Annotated in this window: 24 protein-coding genes; 17 read left to right on the plus strand and 7 right to left on the minus strand. The window is 65.8% G+C overall.

Annotated features, from left to right (window positions below; all coding sequences use genetic code 11):
• The first annotated feature begins 50 nt into the window (after nucleotides 1-50).
• On the plus strand, nucleotides 51-578 hold the full coding sequence (locus tag JEY66_RS18310; protein WP_016840409.1) for a hypothetical protein: 528 nt from the start codon (nucleotides 51-53) through the stop codon (nucleotides 576-578).
• Here JEY66_RS18310 and JEY66_RS18315 read toward each other — a convergent pair.
• From JEY66_RS18315 to JEY66_RS18325, 3 genes are all read right to left on the minus strand, one after another.
• Complete coding sequence (locus tag JEY66_RS18315; protein ID WP_016840410.1) at nucleotides 558-950, minus strand: carboxymuconolactone decarboxylase family protein; 393 nt, start codon at nucleotides 948-950, stop codon at nucleotides 558-560. The genes JEY66_RS18310 and JEY66_RS18315 overlap by 21 nt on opposite strands.
• A gap of 167 nt (nucleotides 951-1,117) precedes the next feature.
• Complete coding sequence (gene pcaD / locus JEY66_RS18320; protein ID WP_026192976.1) at nucleotides 1,118-1,900, minus strand: 3-oxoadipate enol-lactonase; 783 nt, start codon at nucleotides 1,898-1,900, stop codon at nucleotides 1,118-1,120.
• Between the two features lie 83 nt (nucleotides 1,901-1,983).
• The gene (locus JEY66_RS18325; protein WP_026192975.1) at nucleotides 1,984-3,339 is read right to left on the minus strand and encodes a 3-carboxy-cis,cis-muconate cycloisomerase; all 1,356 of its coding nucleotides are present in this window, start codon (nucleotides 3,337-3,339) and stop codon (nucleotides 1,984-1,986) included.
• Between the two features lie 210 nt (nucleotides 3,340-3,549).
• Here JEY66_RS18325 and JEY66_RS18330 point away from each other — a divergent pair, with 210 nt between their 5' ends.
• The 9 genes from JEY66_RS18330 to JEY66_RS18370 all read left to right on the plus strand — a co-directional run bounded on the left by JEY66_RS18330 (nucleotide 3,550) and on the right by JEY66_RS18370 (nucleotide 11,091).
• Nucleotides 3,550-3,996, plus strand: a complete 447-nt coding sequence (locus tag JEY66_RS18330) for an SRPBCC family protein (RefSeq protein WP_016840413.1) — start codon at nucleotides 3,550-3,552, stop codon at nucleotides 3,994-3,996.
• Nucleotides 3,997-4,164: 168 nt separating this feature from the next.
• Nucleotides 4,165-4,650, plus strand: a complete 486-nt coding sequence (locus JEY66_RS18335) for a (2Fe-2S)-binding protein (protein WP_016840414.1) — start codon at nucleotides 4,165-4,167, stop codon at nucleotides 4,648-4,650.
• Between the two features lie 56 nt (nucleotides 4,651-4,706).
• On the plus strand, nucleotides 4,707-5,513 hold the full coding sequence (locus JEY66_RS18340; protein ID WP_016840415.1) for an FAD binding domain-containing protein: 807 nt from the start codon (nucleotides 4,707-4,709) through the stop codon (nucleotides 5,511-5,513).
• A gap of 48 nt (nucleotides 5,514-5,561) precedes the next feature.
• Complete coding sequence (locus JEY66_RS18345) at nucleotides 5,562-6,470, plus strand: AAA family ATPase (protein WP_016840416.1); 909 nt, start codon at nucleotides 5,562-5,564, stop codon at nucleotides 6,468-6,470.
• Between the two features lie 120 nt (nucleotides 6,471-6,590).
• Nucleotides 6,591-7,793: a vWA domain-containing protein gene (locus tag JEY66_RS18350; RefSeq protein ID WP_026192974.1), complete on the plus strand. Its 1,203-nt coding sequence runs from the start codon at nucleotides 6,591-6,593 to the stop codon at nucleotides 7,791-7,793.
• 28 nt (nucleotides 7,794-7,821) lie between these two features.
• Complete coding sequence (locus tag JEY66_RS18355) at nucleotides 7,822-8,145, plus strand: XdhC family protein (RefSeq protein ID WP_018272401.1); 324 nt, start codon at nucleotides 7,822-7,824, stop codon at nucleotides 8,143-8,145.
• Between the two features lie 2 nt (nucleotides 8,146-8,147).
• Nucleotides 8,148-8,861 carry an XdhC family protein gene (locus JEY66_RS18360; protein ID WP_016840421.1) on the plus strand — a complete coding sequence of 238 codons (714 nt, stop codon included), beginning with the start codon at nucleotides 8,148-8,150 and terminating at the stop codon, nucleotides 8,859-8,861.
• On the plus strand, nucleotides 8,858-10,462 hold the full coding sequence (locus JEY66_RS18365) for an NTP transferase domain-containing protein (RefSeq protein WP_018272400.1): 1,605 nt from the start codon (nucleotides 8,858-8,860) through the stop codon (nucleotides 10,460-10,462). Before JEY66_RS18360 ends, JEY66_RS18365 begins: the two co-directional genes overlap by 4 nt.
• Before the next feature lie 272 nt (nucleotides 10,463-10,734).
• Nucleotides 10,735-11,091, plus strand: coding sequence for a DUF4189 domain-containing protein (locus tag JEY66_RS18370; RefSeq protein WP_050994039.1), 357 nt, complete (start codon nucleotides 10,735-10,737; stop codon nucleotides 11,089-11,091).
• Between the two features lie 47 nt (nucleotides 11,092-11,138).
• On the opposite strand, the gene JEY66_RS18375 is transcribed toward JEY66_RS18370, so the two are convergent.
• The gene (locus JEY66_RS18375; RefSeq protein WP_018272399.1) at nucleotides 11,139-12,356 is read right to left on the minus strand and encodes an NAD(P)/FAD-dependent oxidoreductase; all 1,218 of its coding nucleotides are present in this window, start codon (nucleotides 12,354-12,356) and stop codon (nucleotides 11,139-11,141) included.
• A gap of 312 nt (nucleotides 12,357-12,668) precedes the next feature.
• On the opposite strand from JEY66_RS18375, the gene JEY66_RS18380 reads away from it, so the two are divergent.
• Complete coding sequence (locus tag JEY66_RS18380) at nucleotides 12,669-13,079, plus strand: DUF2000 family protein (RefSeq protein ID WP_018272398.1); 411 nt, start codon at nucleotides 12,669-12,671, stop codon at nucleotides 13,077-13,079.
• A gap of 29 nt (nucleotides 13,080-13,108) precedes the next feature.
• On the opposite strand, the gene JEY66_RS18385 is transcribed toward JEY66_RS18380, so the two are convergent.
• A complete protein-coding gene (locus JEY66_RS18385) occupies nucleotides 13,109-14,248 on the minus strand; it encodes a bestrophin-like domain (protein ID WP_244620877.1) in 1,140 nt (379 codons plus the stop codon).
• A gap of 3 nt (nucleotides 14,249-14,251) precedes the next feature.
• Here JEY66_RS18385 and JEY66_RS18390 point away from each other — a divergent pair, with 3 nt between their 5' ends.
• From JEY66_RS18390 to JEY66_RS18415, 6 genes are all read left to right on the plus strand, one after another.
• A complete protein-coding gene (locus JEY66_RS18390) occupies nucleotides 14,252-14,986 on the plus strand; it encodes a TetR/AcrR family transcriptional regulator (protein WP_018272396.1) in 735 nt (244 codons plus the stop codon).
• Nucleotides 14,983-15,780, plus strand: coding sequence for an HlyD family secretion protein (locus JEY66_RS18395; RefSeq protein ID WP_016840428.1), 798 nt, complete (start codon nucleotides 14,983-14,985; stop codon nucleotides 15,778-15,780). The genes JEY66_RS18390 and JEY66_RS18395 overlap by 4 nt, the downstream gene beginning before the upstream one ends.
• A complete protein-coding gene (locus tag JEY66_RS18400; protein WP_018272395.1) occupies nucleotides 15,777-16,736 on the plus strand; it encodes an ABC transporter ATP-binding protein in 960 nt (319 codons plus the stop codon). Before JEY66_RS18395 ends, JEY66_RS18400 begins: the two co-directional genes overlap by 4 nt.
• A gap of 45 nt (nucleotides 16,737-16,781) precedes the next feature.
• A complete protein-coding gene (locus tag JEY66_RS18405) occupies nucleotides 16,782-17,945 on the plus strand; it encodes an ABC transporter permease (protein ID WP_016840430.1) in 1,164 nt (387 codons plus the stop codon).
• A 210-nt stretch (nucleotides 17,946-18,155) separates the two neighbouring features.
• Nucleotides 18,156-19,397 (plus strand): adenylate/guanylate cyclase domain-containing protein, encoded by a 1,242-nt coding sequence (locus JEY66_RS18410; protein WP_080650437.1) that lies wholly within the window; start codon nucleotides 18,156-18,158, stop codon nucleotides 19,395-19,397.
• 132 nt (nucleotides 19,398-19,529) lie between these two features.
• Nucleotides 19,530-20,447 carry a PhzF family phenazine biosynthesis protein gene (locus JEY66_RS18415; RefSeq protein ID WP_018272393.1) on the plus strand — a complete coding sequence of 306 codons (918 nt, stop codon included), beginning with the start codon at nucleotides 19,530-19,532 and terminating at the stop codon, nucleotides 20,445-20,447.
• Here the strand turns inward: JEY66_RS18415 and JEY66_RS18420 are convergent.
• Both JEY66_RS18420 and JEY66_RS18425 read right to left on the minus strand, forming a co-directional pair.
• Nucleotides 20,444-20,905: a DUF488 domain-containing protein gene (locus JEY66_RS18420; RefSeq protein WP_018272392.1), complete on the minus strand. Its 462-nt coding sequence runs from the start codon at nucleotides 20,903-20,905 to the stop codon at nucleotides 20,444-20,446. The genes JEY66_RS18415 and JEY66_RS18420 overlap by 4 nt on opposite strands.
• Nucleotides 20,906-20,915: 10 nt before the next feature.
• Nucleotides 20,916-21,749 carry a DUF72 domain-containing protein gene (locus JEY66_RS18425; protein WP_026192970.1) on the minus strand — a complete coding sequence of 278 codons (834 nt, stop codon included), beginning with the start codon at nucleotides 21,747-21,749 and terminating at the stop codon, nucleotides 20,916-20,918.
• Nucleotides 21,750-21,879: the final 130 nt, after the last annotated feature.

The following is a 21,879-nucleotide window of genomic DNA, read 5'->3' on the forward strand; positions in this document are numbered from 1 at the left end:
CCCTGAATCGTCGCCAATCGGATAAGGCGCGGGAAGCACGGGAAGCGGCAATGTCGAACAACTGGCGGATCAGCTCCTTCAACGGCGCGCTGCTTGCGGCCTATTTCATTCCGGTCTGGAGCATCATTGCCTTCAGCATCATGGTGTCGCCGATCCACGGCCTCTATGAGCGGCCGAGCGTGTCGATCGCGTTCTATGCCAGCGACTATCTGCACCTCGGCAAGATGGCGACGGTGCGGCTCGCATGGCTGCTCGCGCTGGCGCGGATCACCGTGGTGGCGTTCTTCGCGGTCTTCCTCGCGATGACAGCGTTCTCGCCGTTGCGCAAGAGCAGCAGCGGCGCCGACGAGGCGCTCGCGGTGGCGCTCTGCCTCGGCAGCGTGCTGAGCTTCGCCAGCATGATGATGGCCTCCAAGGTCGGCGAGGTCGAAGCAATGCGCATGCATGCGTCCGAGCTTCTGATGCTGCTCGGCACCGCGATCGTGATGCTGTTCGAGACCTCGCCGAAGCGAGCCGTCGAGGCGCCCGTCGCCGAGGCGGGCGCGCCTGCGAGCGAGCTATCCCTTCAGCAGCCCTAGCTCGGCAATGATCGCGCCGGCTTCCTTGACCGCGTGATTGGCCGCGGGCACGCCGCAATAGATCGCCTGCTGCAGCAGGATCTCCTTGATGTCGTCGGGCGTGAAGCCACCCTCGGCGAGCGCCGCGCGCACATGCAGGCGGAATTCGTCCCACTGACCGAGCGCGACCATGGTGCCGATCACAAGCACGCGGCGGGTGCGGTGATCGAAATGCGGCCGGGTCCAGATGTCGCCCCACGCATAGCGCGTGATCAGGTCCTGGAAGTCGGTGTTGAACGCGTTGCGGTTCTTGATCGATTTGTCGACCCATTCATTGCCGAGCACCTTGCGGCGCTGCGTCATGCCGTCGTCGCGGCGCTGATTGTCGTCCATGGATGTCTCCTCATGAAATCGTAGCCCGGATGGAGCGCAGCGCAATCCGGGGGGTTCAGCGTCGGCCGAAGACTTGTCCCGGATTTCGCTTCGCTGCATCCGGGCTACGTGCTGATTTGGTCATTCCGGGTTCGATGCTTCGCATCGTCCCGGAATGACGATGACCGTTACCGCTGCGTCAGGAAGCCGACCACGGCTTCGGTGAAGGCGTGCGACTGCTCGACATTGGAAATGTGCGCGGCATCGAGCAGCGTCATGCTGGCGCCGGGAATGCCGCTGCGGATCATTTCGCCCGCCGACACTGGCGTCGCCATGTCCTGCTTGCCCGCGATCACCAAAGTCGGGCTCTTGATCCTGGGCAGCAGCGCGCGCTGGTCGAGCGTCGACAGCGCCTCGCAGCAGGCGAGATAGCCTTCGACCGGCGAGGCAACCAGCATTGCTTTCATGCGCGCCGCGGTCTCCGGCTCGCGCTCGCGGAAATCGGCGGTCAGCCAGCCGGCAATCACGGTGTCGGCGACGGCGGCGATGCCGCCTTCCTTCACCGCCTTGATGCGGTTCAGCCAGTTGGTCGGATCGGGATAGTAGCAGGCGGTGTTGGCCAGGATGATCTTGCCGAATCGTTCCGGGGCATTCGCTCCCAGCCACTGTCCGACCATGCCGCCCATCGACAGGCCGCACCAATGCACCTTCTCGATGTTGAGGTCGTCGAGGATCGCCAGCACGTCGCGGCCGAACCGCTCCATGGAGTAGGGGCCGGCGGGCACACCGGACTTGCCGTGGCCGCGACGGTCGTAGCGGATGACGCGGAACATCTGCGTCAGCGCCTTCATCTGCGGCTCCCACATCTGCAGGGTGCAGCCGAGCGAGTTCGACAGCATCAGGGTCGGTCCGCCGTCGCGGCCGTCCACCTGGACGTTGAGCAGGCACCCGTCGGCGTTGATCATCGGCATCGTCTTGTCCCTCTCGTCATGCGCTTGCCGGGTCATCTGCGCGAAGACGCGCTTTGCGCTTTTGTCCGGCAACGACATCGTCGCTATTTGTCATCCAGTGAAGCCAGCAGGCGGTCGATCAGCGCTTGCGAGGCGCCCTGATAGGCCATCGGCTCGAACAGCTCCGCGATGCGTTTCGCGTCGAGATGTGCGGTGACCTTGGCGTCCGCCGACAGCACCTCGCGCAGATGCTTCTTCTCCGCGACCGCGCGCTTGCTGGCGGCCTCGATCAGATGATGGGCGTCGCTCTTGCCGATCTTGTCGGCGAGCGCAAAGGTGATGGCTTCCGCCATGATCAACCCTTGAGTCGCATCGAGATTGACGCGCATCCGCGCCGCATCGACCTCGAGCCCTTCGGCGAGATCAACGATGGCGGCAAGCGCGCCCGAGGTCACCAGCATCAGGCCCGGCAAGGTCGGCCATTCCGCGTGCCACGGGCCGGCGCTGCGCTCATGGTCCTGCACCTGCGCGGCGAAGATCGTGGCGGCAAGGTTCGGCGCCATGGTCGCAGCCCCCAGCGCGCTCGCGGCAGCGACGGGATTGCGCTTGTGCGGCATGGTGGAGGAGCCGCCGCGGCCGGCGCCCGCGGGCTCGAAGGCTTCGCCGACATCGGTCTGCATCATCAGCGACACGTCGCGCGCGATCTTGCCGCAACTGCCCGCGAGGATCGCGAACACCGACGCGGCCTCGGCGATGCGGTCGCGATGGGTATGCCAGGGCGCATCCGGCAGCGGCAGATCGAGCTCTTGCGCAAGCTGCGCGGCGACCGCTAAGCCCTTGTCGCCAAGCGCGGCGAGCGTCCCGGCGGCGCCGCCGAATTGCAGCGCCAGCGTCTCGCGGCGCAGGCGCAGCAGCCGCTTGCGGGAGCGATGCAGCACCGCGGCATATTCGGCGAGCTTCAGCCCAAATGGCATCGGCAATGCGTGCTGCAGCCAGGTCCGCGCCACCACGGCGGTGTTGCGATGGGCGCGCGCAAGCCCGGCGAAGCCGGCAACGGCGCGGTCGAGATCGGCCAGCAGCGCGTCGATCCCCGCGCGCAGCGACAGCATCGTCGCGGTGTCGATGACGTCCTGGCTGGTCGCACCCCAATGCACGTAGCGCGCCGCCTCGGCATCCGCCTTGGCGACGTTGGCGGTCAGGGTCTTCACCAGCGGGATCGCCAGATTGCCGGACCGCGTCGCGGCGTCGGCCAGCGCGGCGAGGTCGAACGATTCGGCCTTGCAGGCGCTGCCGATCGGTCCCGCGCCAGCTGCGGGAATCACCCCGCAGGCCGCCTCGGCGCGGGCCAGTGCGGCCTCGAAATCCAGCATGTTCTGCAGCGTGGCGGCGTCGTCGCACACCGCGCGCATCGCGGCGCTCGACAGCATCGGCGCAAGCAGGGGAGAAAGGGCTGTGCTCATGGCCGGCGACCTAACCACTGTCGCGCGTCGCTGCCAATGCCCCGGGGCTGCCTGCATTTTCAACAGCGGGGATTGCGCGATTTCGTGAACGGTGGGCTTGGTTTGCTGCGGTTGCGAATATGCATCGCTCATCCTCCGAAGGTGCCCTTTCCTTTGTGTCCCGGCTGCTTTACTTGGGGGAAAAGGTTCTAGCGATCGAGGAGGTCCCCCATGGCCATGACAATGACCGGCGAAGTCCAGCTTGCAGCGCCGCGCCAGGCTGTGTGGGACAAGCTCAACGATCCCGAAGTTTTGAAGGCCTGCATTCCCGGCTGCGAAGAGCTGGAGAAGACCGACGAGGGCGGCTTCCGCGCCACCGCCAAGATGAAGGTCGGCCCGGTCTCCGCCCGCTTCAAGGGCAAGGTCACATTGAGCGATCTCGACCCGCCGAACGGCTACAAGATCTCAGGCGAAGGCGAGGGCGGGGTCGCCGGCTTTGCCAAGGGCGGCGCCACCGTTGGCCTTGCCGACAAGGATGGCGGCACGCTTCTGAGCTACAATGTGGAGGCGCAGATCGGCGGCAAGCTCGCCCAGCTCGGCCAGCGCCTGATCAACGGCGCCGCCAAGAAGCTGGCCGATGAATTCTTTGCAAATTTCGCCAAGGCGGTGCAGGGTTAGCTCCGCCTTTCGGCTGGATTATTCAGGTCCGGCCATGTCTTGCCGTTATGTCCTGGATGGGTGGCTCGAAAGGTTGCCCATCGCGGGGCGCGCCCATATTATGCCGTCTGGAATGATTTAAAACCGCCTGCTTCGCCGATATGCGGTGGCGCAGATAAGAGAGTGCTGATGGCCAAGATTTCAATGATCGTGAACGGCAACCCCGTGAACGCGAATGTCGACCCCCGTACCCTTCTGGTCCAGTTTCTGCGCGAAAACCTGCGGCTGACCGGCACCCATGTCGGCTGCGACACCTCGCAGTGCGGCGCCTGCGTCGTGCATCTGGACGGCAAGGCGGTGAAGTCCTGCACGACGCTTGCGGTGATGGCGGACGGTCATGAGGTCAAGACCATCGAGGGGCTGGCGGCCGATGGCGCGCCGCTGCATCCGATGCAGGAGGCCTTCCGCGAGCATCACGGCCTGCAGTGCGGCTTCTGCACGCCGGGCATGATCATGACCGCGGTCGACCTGGTCCATCGCAAGGGCCACGAGCTCTCCGACGAGGTGATCCGCGAGGAGCTGGAAGGCAATCTGTGCCGCTGCACCGGCTACCAGAATATCGTCGCTTCGATCGCCGCCGGCGCCAAGGCGATGGCGAAGTCGGACTTGGCCTAACAAAGTCGGGCCTCGCGTAATCAGCAATTCATCGCGACCGCGATCAGGACATTCCAATGTACGAATTCAAATATCACCGTCCCGGCACCGTGCGGCAGGCCGCCAATCTCCTGGTGAAGAACGAGGACGCCAAGCTGATCGCCGGCGGTCACACGCTGGTGCCGGTCATGAAGCAGCGGCTCGCCAGCCCGCCGCATCTGGTCGACCTCTCCCATATCGAAGGTCTCGACACCATCGAGATGAAGGGCCGCTCGCTGGTCATCGGGGCCACCGCCAAGCACGCCGAGGTCGCGAACTCCGCGGTCGTGGGCGAGGCGATCCCGGCGCTGGCCGAACTGGCCGGCCTGATCGGCGATCCCGCCGTGCGCCACCGCGGCACCATCGGCGGCTCGCTCGCCAACAATGACCCGACCGCCGACTATCCGGCCGCGGTGCTGGCGCTGGGCGCGACCATCGTCACCAACAAGCGCCGCCTCAAGGCCGAGGAGTATTTCCAGGGCCTGTTCTCGACCGCGCTGGAAGCCGACGAAATCATCACCAAGGTGATGTTCCCGCTGCCGAAGAAGGCGGCCTACGTCAAGTTCCGTAACCAGGCCTCGCGTTATGCGTTGGTCGGCGTGTTCGTGGCCAAGCGTCCGTCCGACGTGCGCGTCGCGGTCACCGGTGCGGGCTCCGACGGCGTATTCCGCGTCACCGCGTTCGAGGACGCTCTTAAGAAGCGCTTCTCGCACAAGGTGCTCGACGGCATCGCGGTTTCGGCCGACGGGCTGAACAGCGACCTGCACGGCAGTGCGGAATACCGCGCGCATCTGATCGGCGTTTTGACGCGCCGGGCGGTGGAAACCGCGAACGCCAAGGACTAAGTACCAAGGCGTGACCTTGCTCACTCTCGTTCGAAGACTGGCTGTTCCATGAGTGCATCGGCGTTACCCACTTCCGTCGATGCGCTCGAGGATCTCCTGACCTCGCGCGGCTATCTCGCCGAACGGTCGCTTGCGACCGTGACCTATCTCGCGCTGCGGATGGGCCGGCCGCTGTTCCTCGAAGGCGAGGCCGGCGTCGGCAAGACCGAGATCGCAAAGGTGTTGTCGGCCGCGCTCGGGCGCAAGCTGATCCGCCTGCAATGCTATGAAGGCCTCGACGTCGCCTCCGCCGTCTACGAGTGGAGCAGTGCGGCGCAGATGATCGCGATCCGCCTTGCGGAGGCTTCCGGCGACACCGATCGCGACCAGCTCGCGAGCGACATTTTCGCCGAACGCTTCCTGATCAAGCGGCCGCTGCTGCAGGCGCTCGAGCCCGACGTCGCAGGTCCTCCGGTACTGTTGATCGACGAGCTCGACCGCGCCGACGAGGCGTTCGAGGCGTATCTGCTGGAAATCCTCAGCGACTTCCAGGTCACGATCCCCGAGCTCGGCACCGTGAAGGCGCCGGCGCCGCCGATCGTGATCATCACCTCGAACCGCACGCGCGAGATTCACGACGCGCTGAAGCGGCGCTGCCTCTATCACTGGGTGGATTATCCTTCCGCCGAGCGCGAGCTCGCGATCGTCAAGTCGCGGGTGCCGAACATTTCCGCAAAGCTGTCGCAGCAGGTCGTCCGCTTCGTGCAGGCGCTGCGCAACCAGGACTTCTACAAGTCGCCGGGCGTTGCCGAGACCATCGACTGGGCCACCGCGCTGTCCGAGCTCGACGCCCGCTCGCTGACGCCGCAGGTGGTCGGCGACACGCTGGGCGCACTCTTGAAGTATCAGGACGACATCGCGCGCATGCAGGGCGATGCGCTGCAGAAGACATTGAAGGAAGCGACGAGCGAGACGTAAGTCGCGCGTCATAACAACGTCCGTCATTCCGGGGCGATGCGTCAGCATCGAACCCGGAATCTCGAGATTCCGGGTTTGCTCGCTTCGCGCGCGCCCCGGAACGACGGGAAATGGATCACGATGGCGATCAACCACCTCGCGCCTCCGACCGGCCACATGGCCGACAACGTGATCGGCTTTGCCCGCGCGCTGCGGGCGGCCGGGCTCCCGGTCGGACCGGGCTCGGTGATCGATGCGCTCGACGCGCTGCAGCTGATCGAGGTTGGGCATCGCGGCGACTTCTACGCCACGCTGGAAGCGATCTTCGTCAAGCGCCATGAGCACGCGCTGATCTTCCGCCAGGCCTTCGAACTGTTCTTCCGCGCCGCCGAGGAGTGGAAGAGCATGCTGGATTCGGTGCCGCTGCCCGACCACGCCAGGAAGAAGCCGCCGCCGGCCTCGCGCCGCGTCCAGGAGGCGATGGCCCAGCCGGCGCGGAGCGAGGAGCGGCCGCAGGCCCAGGAGCAGGAGCTCAAGCTCTCGGTCTCCGACAAGGAGGTGCTGCAGAAGAAGGATTTTGCGCAGATGACCGCGGCGGAGATCGCCGAGGTGACGCGCGAGATCGCCAAGATGCGGCTGCCGCAGGCCGAGCTCGTGACCCGTCGCTACCAGCCGGATGCGCGGGGCCTCCGGCTCGACATGCGCCGCACCGTGCGCAACTCGCTGCGCACCGGCGGCGAGATTATCGATATCCGAAAGCTCGGCCGGATCGAGAAGCCGGCGCCGATCGTGGCGCTGCTCGATATCTCGGGCTCGATGAGCGAGTACACCCGCCTGTTCCTGCACTTCCTGCATGCCATCACCGACGCCCGCAAGCGGGTCTCGGTGTTCCTGTTCGGCACCCGCCTGACCAATGTGACGCGGGCGTTGCGGGCCCGTGACCCCGACGAGGCGCTGGCGAGCTGCTCGTCCTCGGTCGAGGACTGGGCCGGCGGGACGCGGATCGCGACCTCGCTGCACAGCTTCAACCAGCTCTGGGCCCGCCGGGTGCTCGGGCAGGGCGCCATCGTCCTCCTTATATCCGATGGACTAGAACGGGAGGCTGATGCCAAACTGGCCTTCGAGATGGACCGATTGCACCGTTCCTGCCGCCGCCTGATCTGGCTCAATCCGCTGCTGCGCTACTCCGGCTTCGAGGCCAAGGCGCAGGGCATCAAAATGATGTTGCCCCACGTTGACGAATTTCGCCCGGTGCATAACTTGACGTCCATCAAGGGCTTGATCGGGGCTCTGTCGTCCCCGCCGCCGGCGCACCACCGCAGCCTGATCCGCTCTGTAGCCTAAGAAGCATCCGATTTCACAGGAGGCCGCCATGCTGAACCGCGACGAAGACATCCTGCAGGCCGCCGAGACCTGGCAGAAAGAGGGCCATGGCGTGGCGCTTGCCACCGTGGTCGAGACCTGGGGCTCGGCGCCGCGCCCGGCCGGCTCGAGCCTCGTCATCAATGACGACGGCACGTTTCTCGGCTCGGTCTCCGGCGGCTGCGTCGAGGGCGCTGTCGTGACGGAAGCGCTCGACGTGATCGCGAGCGGCCAGCCAAAAATGCTCGAATTCGGCGTCGCCGACGAGACGGCCTGGAATGTCGGCCTGTCCTGCGGCGGTACCATCCGCGTGTTCGTCGAGAAGGTCGGTTAGCCGTGAAGCTCGAGATCCTGAAAGAACTGAACGCCGAGCGCGCCGCGCGCCGCCCGGTGATCGTCGTCACCGACACCGCCAATGGCGAGCAGCGCCTGGTCAAGGCCGCGGACATCGCCGCCGATCCGCTGCGGGCCGAACTCGCAAAGCAGCTGCGGATGGGCAAGAGCGGCAATGTCGAGGTCGGGACCAAGAAACTGTTCCTCAACGTCTACGCGCCGACCGCAAAGCTCGTGATCATCGGCGCGGTCCATATCAGCCAGGCGCTGGCGCCGCTGGCGCGCTCGCTCGACTATGACGTCACGGTGGTCGATCCGCGCACCGCGTTTGCGAGCCCGGAGCGCTTCCCCGACGTGCCGCTGGTCGCCGAATGGCCCGACGTCGCGCTGCCGCCGCTCAATGTCGATCACTACACGGCCTTCGTCGCGGTGACGCACGATCCGAAGATCGACGATCCGGCCCTGCTGCACGCCTTCGACCGCGACTGCTTCTATATCGGCGCGCTCGGCTCGCGGAAGACCCACGCCAAGCGCGCCGAGCGGCTGCGCGCGCAAGGCGCCAGGGACAGCGACATCGCGCGCATCCACGCGCCGATCGGCCTCGACATCGGCGCGGTGTCGCCGTCGGAGATCGCGGTCGCGATCATGGCCGAGATCACCGCGCAGCTGCGCCTGCCTCCGAAAGAAAACTCCAAGCAAAAAGAAGAAGCGGCATGAAATTCGGTCCCGCCAGTCCGGCCGACGCGATTGGCGGCGTCACCGTTCACACCCTCCGCCAGGGCGCGCTGGTGCTCAAAAAGGGCACCACGATCGGCCCCGCCGAGGTCGAGGCGCTGACCAAGGCCGGCGTCGACGAGATCGTCGTGGTGCGGCTCGACGAGGGCGACGTCTCCGAGGACGCCGCGGCCGCCAGCATCGCGCAGGCGGTGGCGGGCGAGGGCGTCAATGTCGAGCGCGCCTTCACCGGCCGCGCCAACCTGTTCGCGGCGCGCCCCGGCGTGCTGGTGATCGATCGCGCCGCGGTCGACCGCATCAACGACGTCGACGAGGCCATCACCTTCGCAACCCTTGCCGCGTTCAAGCCGGTGGTCGAAGGCGAGATGATCGCGACCGTCAAGCTGATCCCGTTCGGCGTCGAGGGGCGCTTACGCGATGCCGCCGTTGCGGTCGCCGGTAAGGATACGCTGCGGATCGCGCCCTATGTGATCCGGAAGGTCGGCGTGGTCTCGACGCTGCTGCCGGGCCTCGCGCCGAAGGTGATCGACAAGACGCTGCGCGTCACCGCCGAGCGGCTCGCGCCGGCCGGCGCCACCATCATCGCCGAGCGCCGCGTGCCGCATGACGAAACCGTGCTCGCCGCCTCGATCAAGGAATTGCTCGGGCTGGGCGCCGAGCTCGTCATCGTGTTCGGGGCGTCCGCGATCGCCGACCGCCGCGACGTGATTCCGGCTGCGATCACCGAGATCGGCGGCGCGGTCGAGCATTTCGGCATGCCGGTCGATCCGGGCAATCTGCTGCTGATCGGCAGCGCCGGCGGCGTGCCGGTGCTTGGCGCGCCGGGCTGCGCGCGCTCGCCGGTCGAGAACGGCTTCGACTGGGTCTTGATGCGGCTGCTCGCCGGCATCAAGGTGAAGCGGTCGGATCTCACCGGTATGGGCGTCGGGGGACTTCTGATGGAGATCGTGACGCGGCCGCAGCCGCGCACCGTGCCGGACACCGAAGGCAACCGCAACGTCGCCGCGATCGTGCTCGCCGCCGGCCGCTCGACCCGGATGGGTGGCCCGAACAAGCTGCTCGCCGAGCTCGACGGCAAGAAGCTCGCGCGCATCGTCGCCGAGCAGGCGCTGGCGTCGAAGGCCTCCGAGGTGATCGTTGTCACCGGGCATCAGGCCGAACTGGTCGAGCAGGCGCTCGATGGCCTCAAGGTCAAGTTCGTCCGCAACCCGGATTTCGCGGGCGGCCTCGCCAGTTCGGTGAAGGCGGGCATTGCGGCGGTGTCCGACAGCGCCGATGGCGCGATCGTCTGCCTCGGCGACATGCCGCTGATCGATGCGAAGCTGATCGACCGCCTGATCGAGACCTTCGCGCCGGACCGCGGCCATCTGATCGCGGTCCCGGTCAGCGAGGGCCGCCGCGGCAATCCGGTGCTGTGGTCGCGGCGCTTCTTCAAGGAACTGATGACGCTCGACGGCGACATCGGCGCCCGTCACTTGATCACCAAGCATGCCGAGGTGGTCGCCGAGGTCCCGGTCGAAGGCGACAGCGCCTTCCTCGACATCGACACGCCGCAGGCGCTGGAAGCTGCGCGGCGGGGCTAAACACTATCCGCGTCGTCCCGGCGAAGGCCGGGACCCATTACCACCAATCGTTGTTGTTGGTGGGACAGCGGCCAGAGCCTCGCGCAATCATCACCATCGGTGGCTATGGGTCCCGGCCTTCGCCGGGACGACGAGTGGATAGAACTCGCCCTCAACCCGTCATTCACCATCTGGAAACGACCCCTGCGTACAGTCCGCGCCGGGCCTTGGGGGATTTCCGCTTGATCATTTCGACCGCCGCCGCGCAGCGTCGCGCGCTGACGATTCTCGTCCTGACATTGCTGCTCGGCGCCACGCGTTTCTCGGTGGAAACCTTCGTGCCCAAGGCGCGCGCGGCTGGCGCGTTCGCGGTCGGCAAGTGCGGAGCTTACGGCCAGGCCTATGACTATCCGGCGGAAGGCGCGGCGCGTGCCGCGGCGCTGAAGCAGTGCAAGGGCGATTGCACCACCGTGACCATGAAGCGGGCCTGCGCCGCGCTCTCGATCGACATGAAAAATCCCTGCGGCGCCCATGGCTATGCCGTGGCGCCGAATATCTCGAGCTCGCTCAATGCCGCGACCAAGAAGTGCTACGACTATGGCGGCAAGGAATGCGTGATCCGCGCCTGGGCCTGCGACGCCAAGGGGTAGGGCAGTCGCCGCAATCCGCCTGGTGGGCAAAGCGCGCTGCCGCGCGCTCAGACGGCGCCATAGAAGTGCCGGTATTGCCAGGCGGCGTCGCGCTCCAATTGATCTTCAGACCACGATTGATCTTTGAACCGCATGACCGACATCGGCGATAGATCGACGGGCGGGTTGCCGTCCACGATCCAGGCCGCAAGCGCCTCGCCGACGGTCGGCGAGATCGACAGACCGGCGACGTTGCACCCGCTTGCAAAATAGAAGCCGGCCACGCCAATGGCTGGGCCGAGAATATGATGGCCGTCGGCGGTCATGGTCGGAATGCCGCCGCGAAACTCCCGCACCTTGGCGGTTTGCAGGAACGGGAGCTGGTCCTTGACCTCATCGGCGGCGGCATGAAGCACTCCGATGTCGAGCGGCATGTCCTTGACGTCGAAGCCGGCGCCAAGCGACTGCATGTCGAAGAAGCGCGGCGCTTCCTCGTAGACACCCCACAGGAAACCGCCCTGACACGGGCGGGCATAAACCGCGGCATCCATGATGCGGATCATCGGCAAGTCGGCACGGACGCCATCCAAAGGCTCGGTGACGATCAATTGCTGCCGGGTCGGCACCAGCGGCACGCGAATCCCGCTCGCCTCCGCGACCTGCCGCGTCCACGCACCGGCCGCATCGACGACAACCGGACTTTCAATGACGCCGTTCGCGGTGGTCAAGCCGATCACGGTGCCGCCGACGATGTTGACGGCGCGCACGTCGGTCTTCGGCAGCAAGGTTGCACCGTTGGCCGCGGCGGCTGTGGCGAAACCGACGGCAACCTGCGCCGGGTCGAAATACCGGTCGTCGCCGATCCGCATCGCTGCGACGACACCCGTCGGCTGCAAGAACGGATTGAGACCGCTCGCCTGTTCCGGAGAGATCAGCTCGACATCGAGGCCGGTGCGGCGTCCGCGCTCGAAGTCGTCCTCGATCACTTCGGCGTCCTGTGGCCGGCGCGCAACCTTCAGGCTGCCCGAATGCACCCAGTCGAGCGGCTGGCCGGTTTCTTCCGTGAACGCCTCGATCTTGCGGCATGCGTCCTTGATGAGGCCAATCATCAAGTCGCTCTTGCGTGCGCAACTCACCATGCCTGCCGCGCGGGGGGAGGTTTGCGATCCGATCGCATGCTTGTCGACAAGGGCGACGCTGAGACCGCCGCGCTTGCTCAGATAATAGGCTGTGGCCGCGCCCAATCCGCCCGAACCAATAACAACAACATCGGCCTTGCTGATCATGATGCAATGCCCTGAAATATGCTGATGGTCATCGAACGCCCGAAGCCTACTACGCGGCGCAGGACCTGACTATTGCTTTCCGCCCCGGCACGGGCGCCGAGCCTTTGCGACGTCGCACGGCTAGCGGTCGACGTGTGGGTGGAGCTTCTTCGCCGCAGCGATATCAGCTTCGCCAGCCGCGATGTCGCCGTTCAGGCGGGCAGGGTCCGCACGTGGGTTGCTTAAGAAACTAACGTCAGCACCTGGCGGGCAGATGAGGGATGCGCGGTCAGAACTGGCATTTGTCGTCAACCTGCGGATAGATTTATCGCCATGCAGTTCGACACCAAGATCGCGGTCGTGATCCGCACCGACCTGGAAGTCTGGCAGAAGCTCAACGTGGCGTCGTTTCTTGCCGGCGGCATCGCCGCTTCCTTTCCCGAATGCATCGGCGAGAATTACGAGGACGGCTCGGGGACCAGATATCTCTCTTTGATCGGCCAGCCGATCCTGATCTACGGCGCCGACGGGCCTGCGCTGTCGCGGGCGCTGGAGCGCGCGCTGGCGCGCAACGTGCAGCCGGCGCTTTACACCGAGGACATGTTCAGGACCACGCATGACGCCGCCAACCGCGAGGTGGTGAAGGCGGTCGCGCGCAGCGAGCTCAATCTGGTCGGCCTCGCCATTCGCGCCGAGCGCAAGGTGGTCGACAAGGTCCTCGACGGGCTGAAGTTTCACACGTAGCGGACAGCGCGCGTAGCGCAGTCCGGCGCTTATCGGCTCGCCTCCTTGTCCGGCATGATCTGCAGCAGCGGCGTCGGCGCAATCGATATCTGACCGGTGAATGGTCGATCGTGCGCGGCGATCAGCAGAACCGATGTGGCCACGCCGGTCGCGAACAGTCCCATCGCGATGGCGGACCCCAACCGGTTGTCGCAATGAACAAGGGCGATGACCAATAGCTCGCAGATGGCCTGAAGGTAGAGGCACCACCATTTGATCGAGTCGACTTCGGTCTGGCTGACGATGATCCGTTGTCGTCGGGCATCGAGTGCCGAATTCAGATTGGTGATGATCTCGTGCTGCGTCGTCTGCTGGCCCGGGTTTTGCGCGGGCGTTGACACGACAAGCCGCAACGCCGCGGTCAGCGCGGCAGGCGCTGCCTTGAGCGATGCGGCCTGGCGCGCCATCATCGGCCATTCCACGGCGACCGTTTCCTCGATGTAGTCGCGAACGAGGCCGCGCAGGCGCGCCTCCTGCTCCGGCGGCAGGCCGCCGGCGAGCAAGATGACCGCGCGCAACGAACTGGCTTCGCGGCTCACCGCCGCGGCGGCGCGATCGCTGTCACTCCAGACCTGTGCCGCGGTGAACGCGACAAACAGGCCGAAAAGGATGCCGAGCACCGGCAACATGCCGGGAGAGATCGATTTGAAGGACGTTGCGCGCTCCTTGGTCGACAGGATCGCAACGCCTGCGAAAATGAGAATGGCAACAAGATAGGTGAAGCCGAAGACGATGAAGGCCATCCACGGCACAGAAAGGTTGTGTAGCCAATCGCTCATAGGTGTTTCCCCCAGCCGATCGCTTGTATCAAAATCCCCCCGATCTTGCCGGGGAGAGCACGAAGTGAGCCGTAGCGCATCGCGCAGGGAAAGCCGGATTGCTCCGGTTACACCTGTGGTGCCGCCCCTGCGCCTTCTTGTTGCACAGGGCCCGTGGGTACGATCGGCAACCGACTTTTCCTGCGCCATCTGTTCTCCCGAGAGACGGAAATAAAGCAGCAAACTCGGGCATTTGCGGCACGAGATCGCGAACCGATGCGCACCCAAAGAAGCCGCGAAGGCCGGCAGGAACGCTTCCGGCCGGCAGACGTTTTCCCTGAACGCATTGACAATGACTGACTGGTCAGTCATATTATGGTCATGACAAAGCGCATCGAAAGAGCGACCCGCTCCCGGCTTGCCAAGCGCCGGACCACCACGATCCGGGCTGCCGCGGCGAGGATCCCGAAGGTGGCCTCGGCAAAGCTGCCTGAGCCGAAGCCCGCCGCGAACCGCGCCGAGAAATCGGCGGAGCGGCGCGCTGCGATCGTCGCGGCGGCGATGGACGAGTTCATCGCGCGCGGCTTTGCCGCGACGCGGCTCGACGATGTCGCCAAGCGGGCGGGCGTCGCCAAGGGCACGCTCTATCTGTACTTCAAGGACAAGGAATCGATGTTCGAGGAGCTGATCCGCACCGCCGTCGTGCCTTTGGTCAATCGCATGGCCGCGCCGCCCACCATCACCGGCCCGGTGCGCGATGCGGTGGAGAGGTTTGCCGAGACCTTCATCCGCGAGATCGTGTCGACCCGGCGCGGCGACATCGTCCGCCTGATCGTCTCCGAAGGGCCGCGCTTCCCGGCGATCGCCGACTTCTATTTCCGCGAGGTGGTGTCGAAGGGGATGGCCGCGATGCAGGCGCTGATCCAGCTCGCGATTACGCGCGGCGAGATCAGGCAGCGCCAGCTCGCGCAGTTTCCCCAGCTCGTCGTGGCGCCCGCGATCGTCGCGGTGATCTGGCAGAGCCTGTTTGCCCGGCACGCGCCGCTCGATGCCCTCGCGATGTTCAAGGTTCATCTCGATCTGATCTTCGGCGAACGGAGCAAGACATGACCGGCTCGCGCATCATGAAGCTCGTGACCGCAGTGGCCCTGGCGGCGGCGCTGGCCGGCTGCCAGGAGAAGCGCGATCCCGGCTTCCAGGGCTGGGTCGAGGCCGACATGATCTTCGTCAGCCCCGATGAATCCGGCCGCGTCATCAAGCTCAACGTGCGCGAGGGCGACGAGGTCAAGCCCGGCGATCTGCTCTATTCGGTCGACGATGATTTGCAGCGCGCCGATCTCAACCAGAACAACGCGACCCTCGCCAACGCGCGGCAGAGCTATGACCGCGCCGCCTCGCTGCGCGGCACCGGCGCCGGCACCCAGGCTAGCCTGGATTCCGCGGTCTCGGCGCTGCGCGTTGCGGAGGCGCGGGTCAACACCTCGCAGACCCGGCTCGACCGCCGCAAGGGCTTTGCGCCGATCGCGGGCTCGATCCAGCAGATCTATTTCCGCGAGGGCGAGATGGTGCAGGCGCAGCGCCCGGTGCTGTCGATCATGCCGCCCGGCAACATGAAGCTGCGCTTCTTCGTGCCGGAGACCGAGCTGCCGAAGCTCGCGCTCGGCGACGAGGTGAGGGTGACCTGCGACAATTGCGCCGCCGACCTCACGGCAAAGATCTACTTCATCGCCACCACCGCGGAATACACGCCGCCGGTCATCTACAGCCTCGATGAGCGCAACAAGCTGGTCTATCTGATCCAGGCGCGGCCAAGCCGGCCCGATGTGCTGCGCGTCGGTCAGCCGATCAGCATCTACCTCAATCCCAAGACCACCCCCAAGACGCCGGTGGCGGACCGCAGATGAACGGCGGCTCCACCAGCGCGCGGTCCGACGCACCCTCCATCGCCATCGATGTGAAGGGCCTGACCAAGTCGTTCGGCGGACGCGAGGTCGTCCATGATCTGTCGATGCAGGTCAAGCGCGGCTCGATCTACGGCTTCCTCGGTCCCAACGGCAGCGGCAAGACCACCACCATCCGCATCCTGTGCGGCCTGCTGACGCCCGACAGCGGCGAGGGTACCTGCCTCGGCTACGACATCCGGCGCGATGCCGACAAGATCAAGCGCAAGGTCGGCTACATGACGCAGCGCTTCAGCCTGTACCAGGATCTGTCGGTGCGCGAGAATCTCGAATTCGTGGCGCGGCTCTATGGCATGCCGGACGCGCGCGGCGCCGCGGCCGACATGATCGCGCGCATCGGCCTGAAGGGGCGCGAGGAGCAACTCGCCGGCGAACTGTCCGGCGGCTGGAAGCAGCGGCTGGCGCTCGGCGCCTGCACGCTGCCCAATCCGCAACTGCTGCTGCTGGACGAGCCGACAGCCGGCGTCGATCCCAAAGCGCGGCGCGATTTCTGGAACGAGATCCACGCGCTTGCCGCCGAAGGCCTCACCGTGCTGGTCTCGACTCACTACATGGACGAGGCCGAGCGCTGTCACGAGATCGCCTACATCGCCTACGGCCATCTCCTGGCGCATGGCACCGTGGACGAGGTGATCGCGAAGTCCAAGCTGTCGACCTGGACGGTGACCGGCGAGGATTTCAACGGGCTGATGGCCGAGCTGGCGGGCAAGCCGGGCGTCGACATGGCGGCGCCGTTCGGCACCAGCCTGCACGTCTCGGGTCGCGACAAGGCGGCGCTCGAGGCCGCGATCGCGCCCTATCGGGACAATTCGAAATGGCATTGGCAGGCCAGCGAGCCGTCGCTCGAAGACGTCTTCATCGACCTGATGGGGCGCTCCAAGGATAACTTCCAAGGATAGCTTCCAAGGATAATTTTCAAGGATAATTTTCAAGGATAGGTTCCGATGAGCGCAACGGATACGATCCAGGCCGGAAAGACAAGGGAGCCGGCATTCGGCTTCTGGCGGCGCAGCTACGCGATGCTGGTCAAGGAATTCATCCAGCTGCGCCGTGACCGCGTGTCCTTCGCCATGATCATCATCATCCCGGTGATGCAGCTCTTGTTGTTCGGCTTCGCCATCAACACCACGCCGCGTCATCTGCCGACCGCAGTGCTGCTGCAGGAGGATTCGGACCTCGGACGTTCGATCCTGAAGGCGATGGAGAATACCGCCTATTTCCGCTTCACGCGCGAGGTGCATAACGTCGAGCAGTTCGATGAGCTGCTGCAATCCGGCAAGGTGCTGTTCGGCGTCGAGATCCCGCGCGGCTTCGAGCGCGCGGTGCGCCGTGGCGACAAGCCGGCGCTGCTGGTCGCGGCCGATGCCACCGATCCGGTCGCGGCGGGCTCGGCGCTCGGCGCGCTCGGGCCGCTGGTGCAATCGGCGCTGGCGCATGATCTGCACATCGGCGATCCCCCGGACATGCCGTTCGAGATCCGTGCCCATGCCCGGTACAACCCGGCGGCGGAATCCCGGCTCAACATCGTGCCCGGGCTGGTCGGGACCATCCTGACCATGACCATGCTGATCTTCACCGCGCTGTCGGTGACGCGCGAGATCGAGCGCGGCACCATGGAAAGCCTGCTGTCGATGCCGATCAGGCCGGTCGAAGTGATGTTCGGCAAGATCATCCCCTACGTGATGGTCGGGTTCATCCAGGCCGGGCTGATCATCGGCATCGGCGTGTTGCTGTTCGGCGTGCCGGTGCTCGGGAGCCTCACGCTGCTGGGGCTGCTGACCACGCTGTTCATCACCACCAACCTGTCGATCGGCTATACTTTCTCGACCATCGTGCAGAACCAGCTGCAGGCGATGCAGCTCTCGATGATGTTCTTCCTGCCGAGCATCCTGCTCTCCGGCTTCATGTTTCCGTTCGCTGGCATGCCGGTCTGGGCGCAATATATCGGCGAAGGCCTGCCGCTGACCCACTTCATCCGCATCGTGCGCGCCATCATGCTGAAGGGGGCGGCGATGCCGAACCTGCAATACGACACCGTCGCATTGGTCGCCCTGATGCTGTTCGCCATGACGATCGCGGTGACGCGCTTCCGCCGCACGCTCGATTGAGGCTAGTATGGCTGTCACTGAGCGTCATTCCGGGGGCCTCGAGAAGGCGAACTATGGTACGCAATTGCGTACCAGAGAATCTCGAGCTTCCACAATTCGCAAGTGTGAATTGGGGTTCGCTTCGCGCCCCGGAATGACGGGAGTAAGGGATTGACGGAATTTCCAGACAAGGCAAGCACGGCGGTCGCGACGGACTTCCATCACGCCCTGATGCACGAGGTGATGACCACCGAGCTGCTCCGCATCAAGGTGCTGATCGGCACCGCCGCTACCCTCGCTGCGATCAGCCTGCTGGTGTATTTCCTTGCGCCCGACGTGGTCAGCCGCGTCTGGCACGGCAACCTCAGCCCCGTCTACGTCTTCTACGTCACCATTCCGCTGATCCTGTTCGAGTTCTGGGTGCACGGGGCGATCAGCTGGCACATGCGCAAGGGGCGCGACCTGCCAGTGGTCCGGCGCTACATCGGCGTGCTGGTCGAGACGTCGCTGCCGACCGTCGTGCTGGCGCTGCACATCAACAGCATGGGGCCGCAGGAGGCGCTCGGCTTCGTGGCGCCGCTGATCTATTTCGTCTTCATCATCCTGTCGACGCTGCGGCTCGACTTCTGGCTCTCGACCTTCACCGGCTTCGTCGCGGCGACCGAGCTGTTCTACATGGCGGTGTTCTTCCATCCCTCGGGCGGCGGCGCGGCCGAGACCAGCATCTATTATCACGCCGCGCGCAGCGCGATCATCCTGATCTGCGGCGTGCTGGCCGGTGCGGTCGGCATGCAGCTGCGCCGGCAGTTCGCGGCCAGCATCGCGGCCGCCACCGCGCGCGATCGCATCACCAATCTGTTCGGCCAGCACGTCTCGCCGCAGGTGGTCGAACGTCTGATGACGGAGGGCGCCGGCACCGGGAGCGACATCCGGCGCGTCGCCGTGATGTTCGTGGATTTCCGCAGCTTCACGGCCGGCGCGCGCACCCGCTCGCCGCAGGAGGTGGTGGACAGGCTCGACGGCGCTTTTGCAGTGCTGGTCGATATCCTCGATCGCCATGGCGGCATCGTGAACAAGTTTCTGGGCGACGGCTTTCTCGCGCTGTTCGGTGCGCCGTTCGAGACCGGCGACGCCGCGCATCAGGCGGTCGCCGCCGCGCGCGAAATGCTCGCGGCGAACGAGCGCACCAACGCGGCGTCAAGCTGGCCGCTGCGCATCGGCATCGGCATCCACATCGGCGAGGTCGTCGCCGGCAATATCGGCTCGCCCCGGCGCAAGGAGTACACCGTGATCGGCGATACCGTGAATTTTGCCGCGCGGCTCGAGGCGCTGAACAAGGAGCTCGGCTCGCAATTCCTGATTTCCTCCGCGGTGCGCGAGGCACTCGGCGACGATTGCAAGGACGCGGTGTCGCGCGGCGAGATCCCGGTGCGCGGCTACGAGCACCCGGTGCACGTCTGGCAGCTGGGGTAGGCGTTCACTCGCAAACCGCGCGAGCTGTCTGCTTCTGACTTGCCCGCGATTGTACCGAGTGCTCTGAAGGGCGTCGTTGCGACCGTGTTACGATAACGCCGTTGGAATGACCGGAGCACAAGGACAAGCAAGATGCAGCGGCGCTATATCACCGTCGACGTTTTCACCGACCGCGCCTTCGGCGGCAACCCGCTCGGCGTGGTGCTCGACGCCGAAGGGCTGTCGACCGAAGAGATGCAGGCGATCGCGACCGAGTTCAACTATTCCGAAACGACCTTCGTGCTGCCGCCGCAGGACAAGGCGAACGACGCCCAGGTTCGCATCTTCACGGTGCGCTCGGAAATTCCGTTCGCCGGCCATCCCAATGTCGGCACCGCCTTCGTGCTGGCGAGCCGGGCCGCGAAGGCGCCGGCGCGCTTGAGGTTCGAGGAGAAGGCGGGCCTCGTGCCGGTCGAGATCCTGTCCGATGGCGGCAATGTGATCGGGGCCGAGCTGACGGCGCCGCAGGCGTTGCAGCGGACCAATGAGGTGAGCGCGGCCGCGGCCGCCGCGTGCCTGTCGCTGACGGCGGCTGACGCGAAGACCGATCGGCACGCCCCGCAGGTCGTCTCGGTCGGGCTGCCGTTCCTGGTGGTGGAGATCGCCTCGCGCGAGGCGCTGAAGCGCGCCCGGCCGGATGCGGCGGCGTTCGCCAGGACGCTGGCCGAGATCGGCCGCGACGTCGTCTATTTCTACACCCGTGACGTGCCGGCGAGCGAGCAGCCGCTCGACCTGCAAGCGCGCATGTTCCATCCGGGCGCCAGCGGCCTGTCCGAGGATCCCGCGACCGGCAGCGCGACCGCGGCTTGCGCGGCGCTGCTCGCCGATATCGATCCGGCGCGCGATGGCGAGCTGCGGCTGCGGATCGGGCAGGGGGTCGACATGGGACGGCCGAGCCTGTTGCTGACGCGGGTGCGCAAGCAGGCCGGCGCGATCAATTCGGTGCATGTCGGCGGCGGCTGCGTGAAGATGATGGAGGGGACGCTGAATGTGCCGGGCGAGGCAGGCTAGACCTGCGGCGCCGCCAGGTTCTCGATCCTGACGCCGTCGCGCTCCTCGATGATCTCGGCGATCCAGCGACGGTGGCAGTGTTCGTGGTCGCGCTCGTAGCAGAGGATGCAGACCGGGCCGGACTGCTTGACCAGCGCCGACAGCTCGTCGAGTTCTTCCCTGGCCTGCGCCGTCTTCAGATGCGCCGAATAGATCTTGTGCAGCAGCGCATATTGCCCGCTGCGCGCCGCCTCCCGTCCGCTCTTCGGCGTGCCGAGGCCGCGCAGATGGACGTAGCCGATGCCGCGCTCGTCGAGGCCCGCGGCGAGCTGGCTCTTGGAGAAGCCGGGCCGGCGCGAGGACGCGACCGCGCGGACGTCGACCAGCAGCTTGACGCCCGCCTGCTCGAGCTCGTCGAGCACCGCCTTGGACGGCGTCTGCTCGTAGCCGATGGTGAACAGCCTTTTCGCCTTCGCCATCGGTTCTCGCTCACTTCACCCGTTCGATCAATTCCATCGCGCCCGCCGGCGCGCGGACCTTGCCTTCGTGGATCACATAGGCGAACACGTCGCGCGGCGCCTTCTTGGGCGCGGCCTTGTCGACCTTCGGCAGGTCGTCGGGCTCGCCGCCGCCGGCCCAGTCCTGAAACCGCTTGGCCCAGGCGTCGAGCTGCTTCGGCGGATAGCAGGTCTTCAATTCGTCATTGCCCTTCTGCAGCCGGGCATAGACGAAGTCGCTCGCGACGTCGGCAATCGCCGGATATTTGCCGTGCTCGGCGAACACCACCGGCACCTCGTGCTCGCGAATGAGGGCGACGAATTCGGGCACGCAAAAACTGTCGTGGCGGACCTCGACGACGTGGCGCAGCGCGCGGCCGTCGAGCTTGCGCGGCAGCAGCTCGAGGAACTTGCCGAAATCGGCGCCGTCGAACTTCTTGGTCGGCGCGAACTGCCAGAGCACCGGCCCGAGCCGGTCCTTCAGCTCCAGCACGCCCGAATCATAGAACCGCTTCACCGAATCGCCGGCCTCGGCGAGCACGCGGCGGTTGGTGGCGAAGCGCGGTCCCTTCAGCGAGAAGATGAAGCCGTCGGGCACTTCGCTGGCCCATTTGCGAAAGCTCTCCGGCTTCTGCGAGCCGTAATAGGTGCCGTTGATCTCGATCGAGGTCAGCTTGGAGGCGGCATAGGACAGCTCCTTCGCTTGCGCGAGCTTCTCCGGATAGAACACCCCGCGCCACGGCTCGAAGGTCCAGCCGCCGATGCCGATATAGATGTTGCCTGCATCTGTCTTGGTCTTGGTCGCCTTGGTGGGAGCTTTGGCCACGACTGCACTCATCGTGAGGGAGGGAACAGGAAAGAAGACTAGTCAAAATAATCGTGATTGGCCAGTTTGCCAGATCGGCGCGGCGGTGCTTATCGTCGCCGTCGCTCTTCGCTACGATGCGCCAAAATGG

Origin of the sequence: Bradyrhizobium elkanii USDA 76, from assembly GCF_023278185.1 — a bacterium.
Taxonomy (GTDB): domain Bacteria; phylum Pseudomonadota; class Alphaproteobacteria; order Rhizobiales; family Xanthobacteraceae; genus Bradyrhizobium; species Bradyrhizobium elkanii.

Excerpts from the sequence above, each read along its gene's own strand:
- JEY66_RS18310 (WP_016840409.1), top strand. The coding sequence starts at position 51 with ATGTCGAACAACTGGCGGATCAGCTCCTTCAACGGCGCGCTGCTTGCG.
- JEY66_RS18315 (WP_016840410.1), bottom strand. The coding sequence starts at position 950 with ATGGACGACAATCAGCGCCGCGACGACGGCATGACGCAGCGCCGCAAG.
- pcaD (WP_026192976.1), bottom strand. The coding sequence starts at position 1,900 with ATGCCGATGATCAACGCCGACGGGTGCCTGCTCAACGTCCAGGTGGAC.
- JEY66_RS18325 (WP_026192975.1), bottom strand. The coding sequence starts at position 3,339 with ATGAGCACAGCCCTTTCTCCCCTGCTTGCGCCGATGCTGTCGAGCGCC.
- JEY66_RS18330 (WP_016840413.1), top strand. The coding sequence starts at position 3,550 with ATGGCCATGACAATGACCGGCGAAGTCCAGCTTGCAGCGCCGCGCCAG.
- JEY66_RS18335 (WP_016840414.1), top strand. The coding sequence starts at position 4,165 with ATGGCCAAGATTTCAATGATCGTGAACGGCAACCCCGTGAACGCGAAT.
- JEY66_RS18340 (WP_016840415.1), top strand. The coding sequence starts at position 4,707 with ATGTACGAATTCAAATATCACCGTCCCGGCACCGTGCGGCAGGCCGCC.
- JEY66_RS18345 (WP_016840416.1), top strand. The coding sequence starts at position 5,562 with ATGAGTGCATCGGCGTTACCCACTTCCGTCGATGCGCTCGAGGATCTC.
- JEY66_RS18350 (WP_026192974.1), top strand. The coding sequence starts at position 6,591 with ATGGCGATCAACCACCTCGCGCCTCCGACCGGCCACATGGCCGACAAC.
- JEY66_RS18355 (WP_018272401.1), top strand. The coding sequence starts at position 7,822 with ATGCTGAACCGCGACGAAGACATCCTGCAGGCCGCCGAGACCTGGCAG.
- JEY66_RS18365 (WP_018272400.1), top strand. The coding sequence starts at position 8,858 with ATGAAATTCGGTCCCGCCAGTCCGGCCGACGCGATTGGCGGCGTCACC.
- JEY66_RS18375 (WP_018272399.1), bottom strand. The coding sequence starts at position 12,356 with ATGATCAGCAAGGCCGATGTTGTTGTTATTGGTTCGGGCGGATTGGGC.
- JEY66_RS18380 (WP_018272398.1), top strand. The coding sequence starts at position 12,669 with ATGCAGTTCGACACCAAGATCGCGGTCGTGATCCGCACCGACCTGGAA.
- JEY66_RS18385 (WP_244620877.1), bottom strand. The coding sequence starts at position 14,248 with ATGACTGACCAGTCAGTCATTGTCAATGCGTTCAGGGAAAACGTCTGC.
- JEY66_RS18390 (WP_018272396.1), top strand. The coding sequence starts at position 14,252 with ATGGTCATGACAAAGCGCATCGAAAGAGCGACCCGCTCCCGGCTTGCC.
- JEY66_RS18395 (WP_016840428.1), top strand. The coding sequence starts at position 14,983 with ATGACCGGCTCGCGCATCATGAAGCTCGTGACCGCAGTGGCCCTGGCG.
- JEY66_RS18400 (WP_018272395.1), top strand. The coding sequence starts at position 15,777 with ATGAACGGCGGCTCCACCAGCGCGCGGTCCGACGCACCCTCCATCGCC.
- JEY66_RS18405 (WP_016840430.1), top strand. The coding sequence starts at position 16,782 with ATGAGCGCAACGGATACGATCCAGGCCGGAAAGACAAGGGAGCCGGCA.
- JEY66_RS18410 (WP_080650437.1), top strand. The coding sequence starts at position 18,156 with ATGCACGAGGTGATGACCACCGAGCTGCTCCGCATCAAGGTGCTGATC.
- JEY66_RS18415 (WP_018272393.1), top strand. The coding sequence starts at position 19,530 with ATGCAGCGGCGCTATATCACCGTCGACGTTTTCACCGACCGCGCCTTC.
- JEY66_RS18420 (WP_018272392.1), bottom strand. The coding sequence starts at position 20,905 with ATGGCGAAGGCGAAAAGGCTGTTCACCATCGGCTACGAGCAGACGCCG.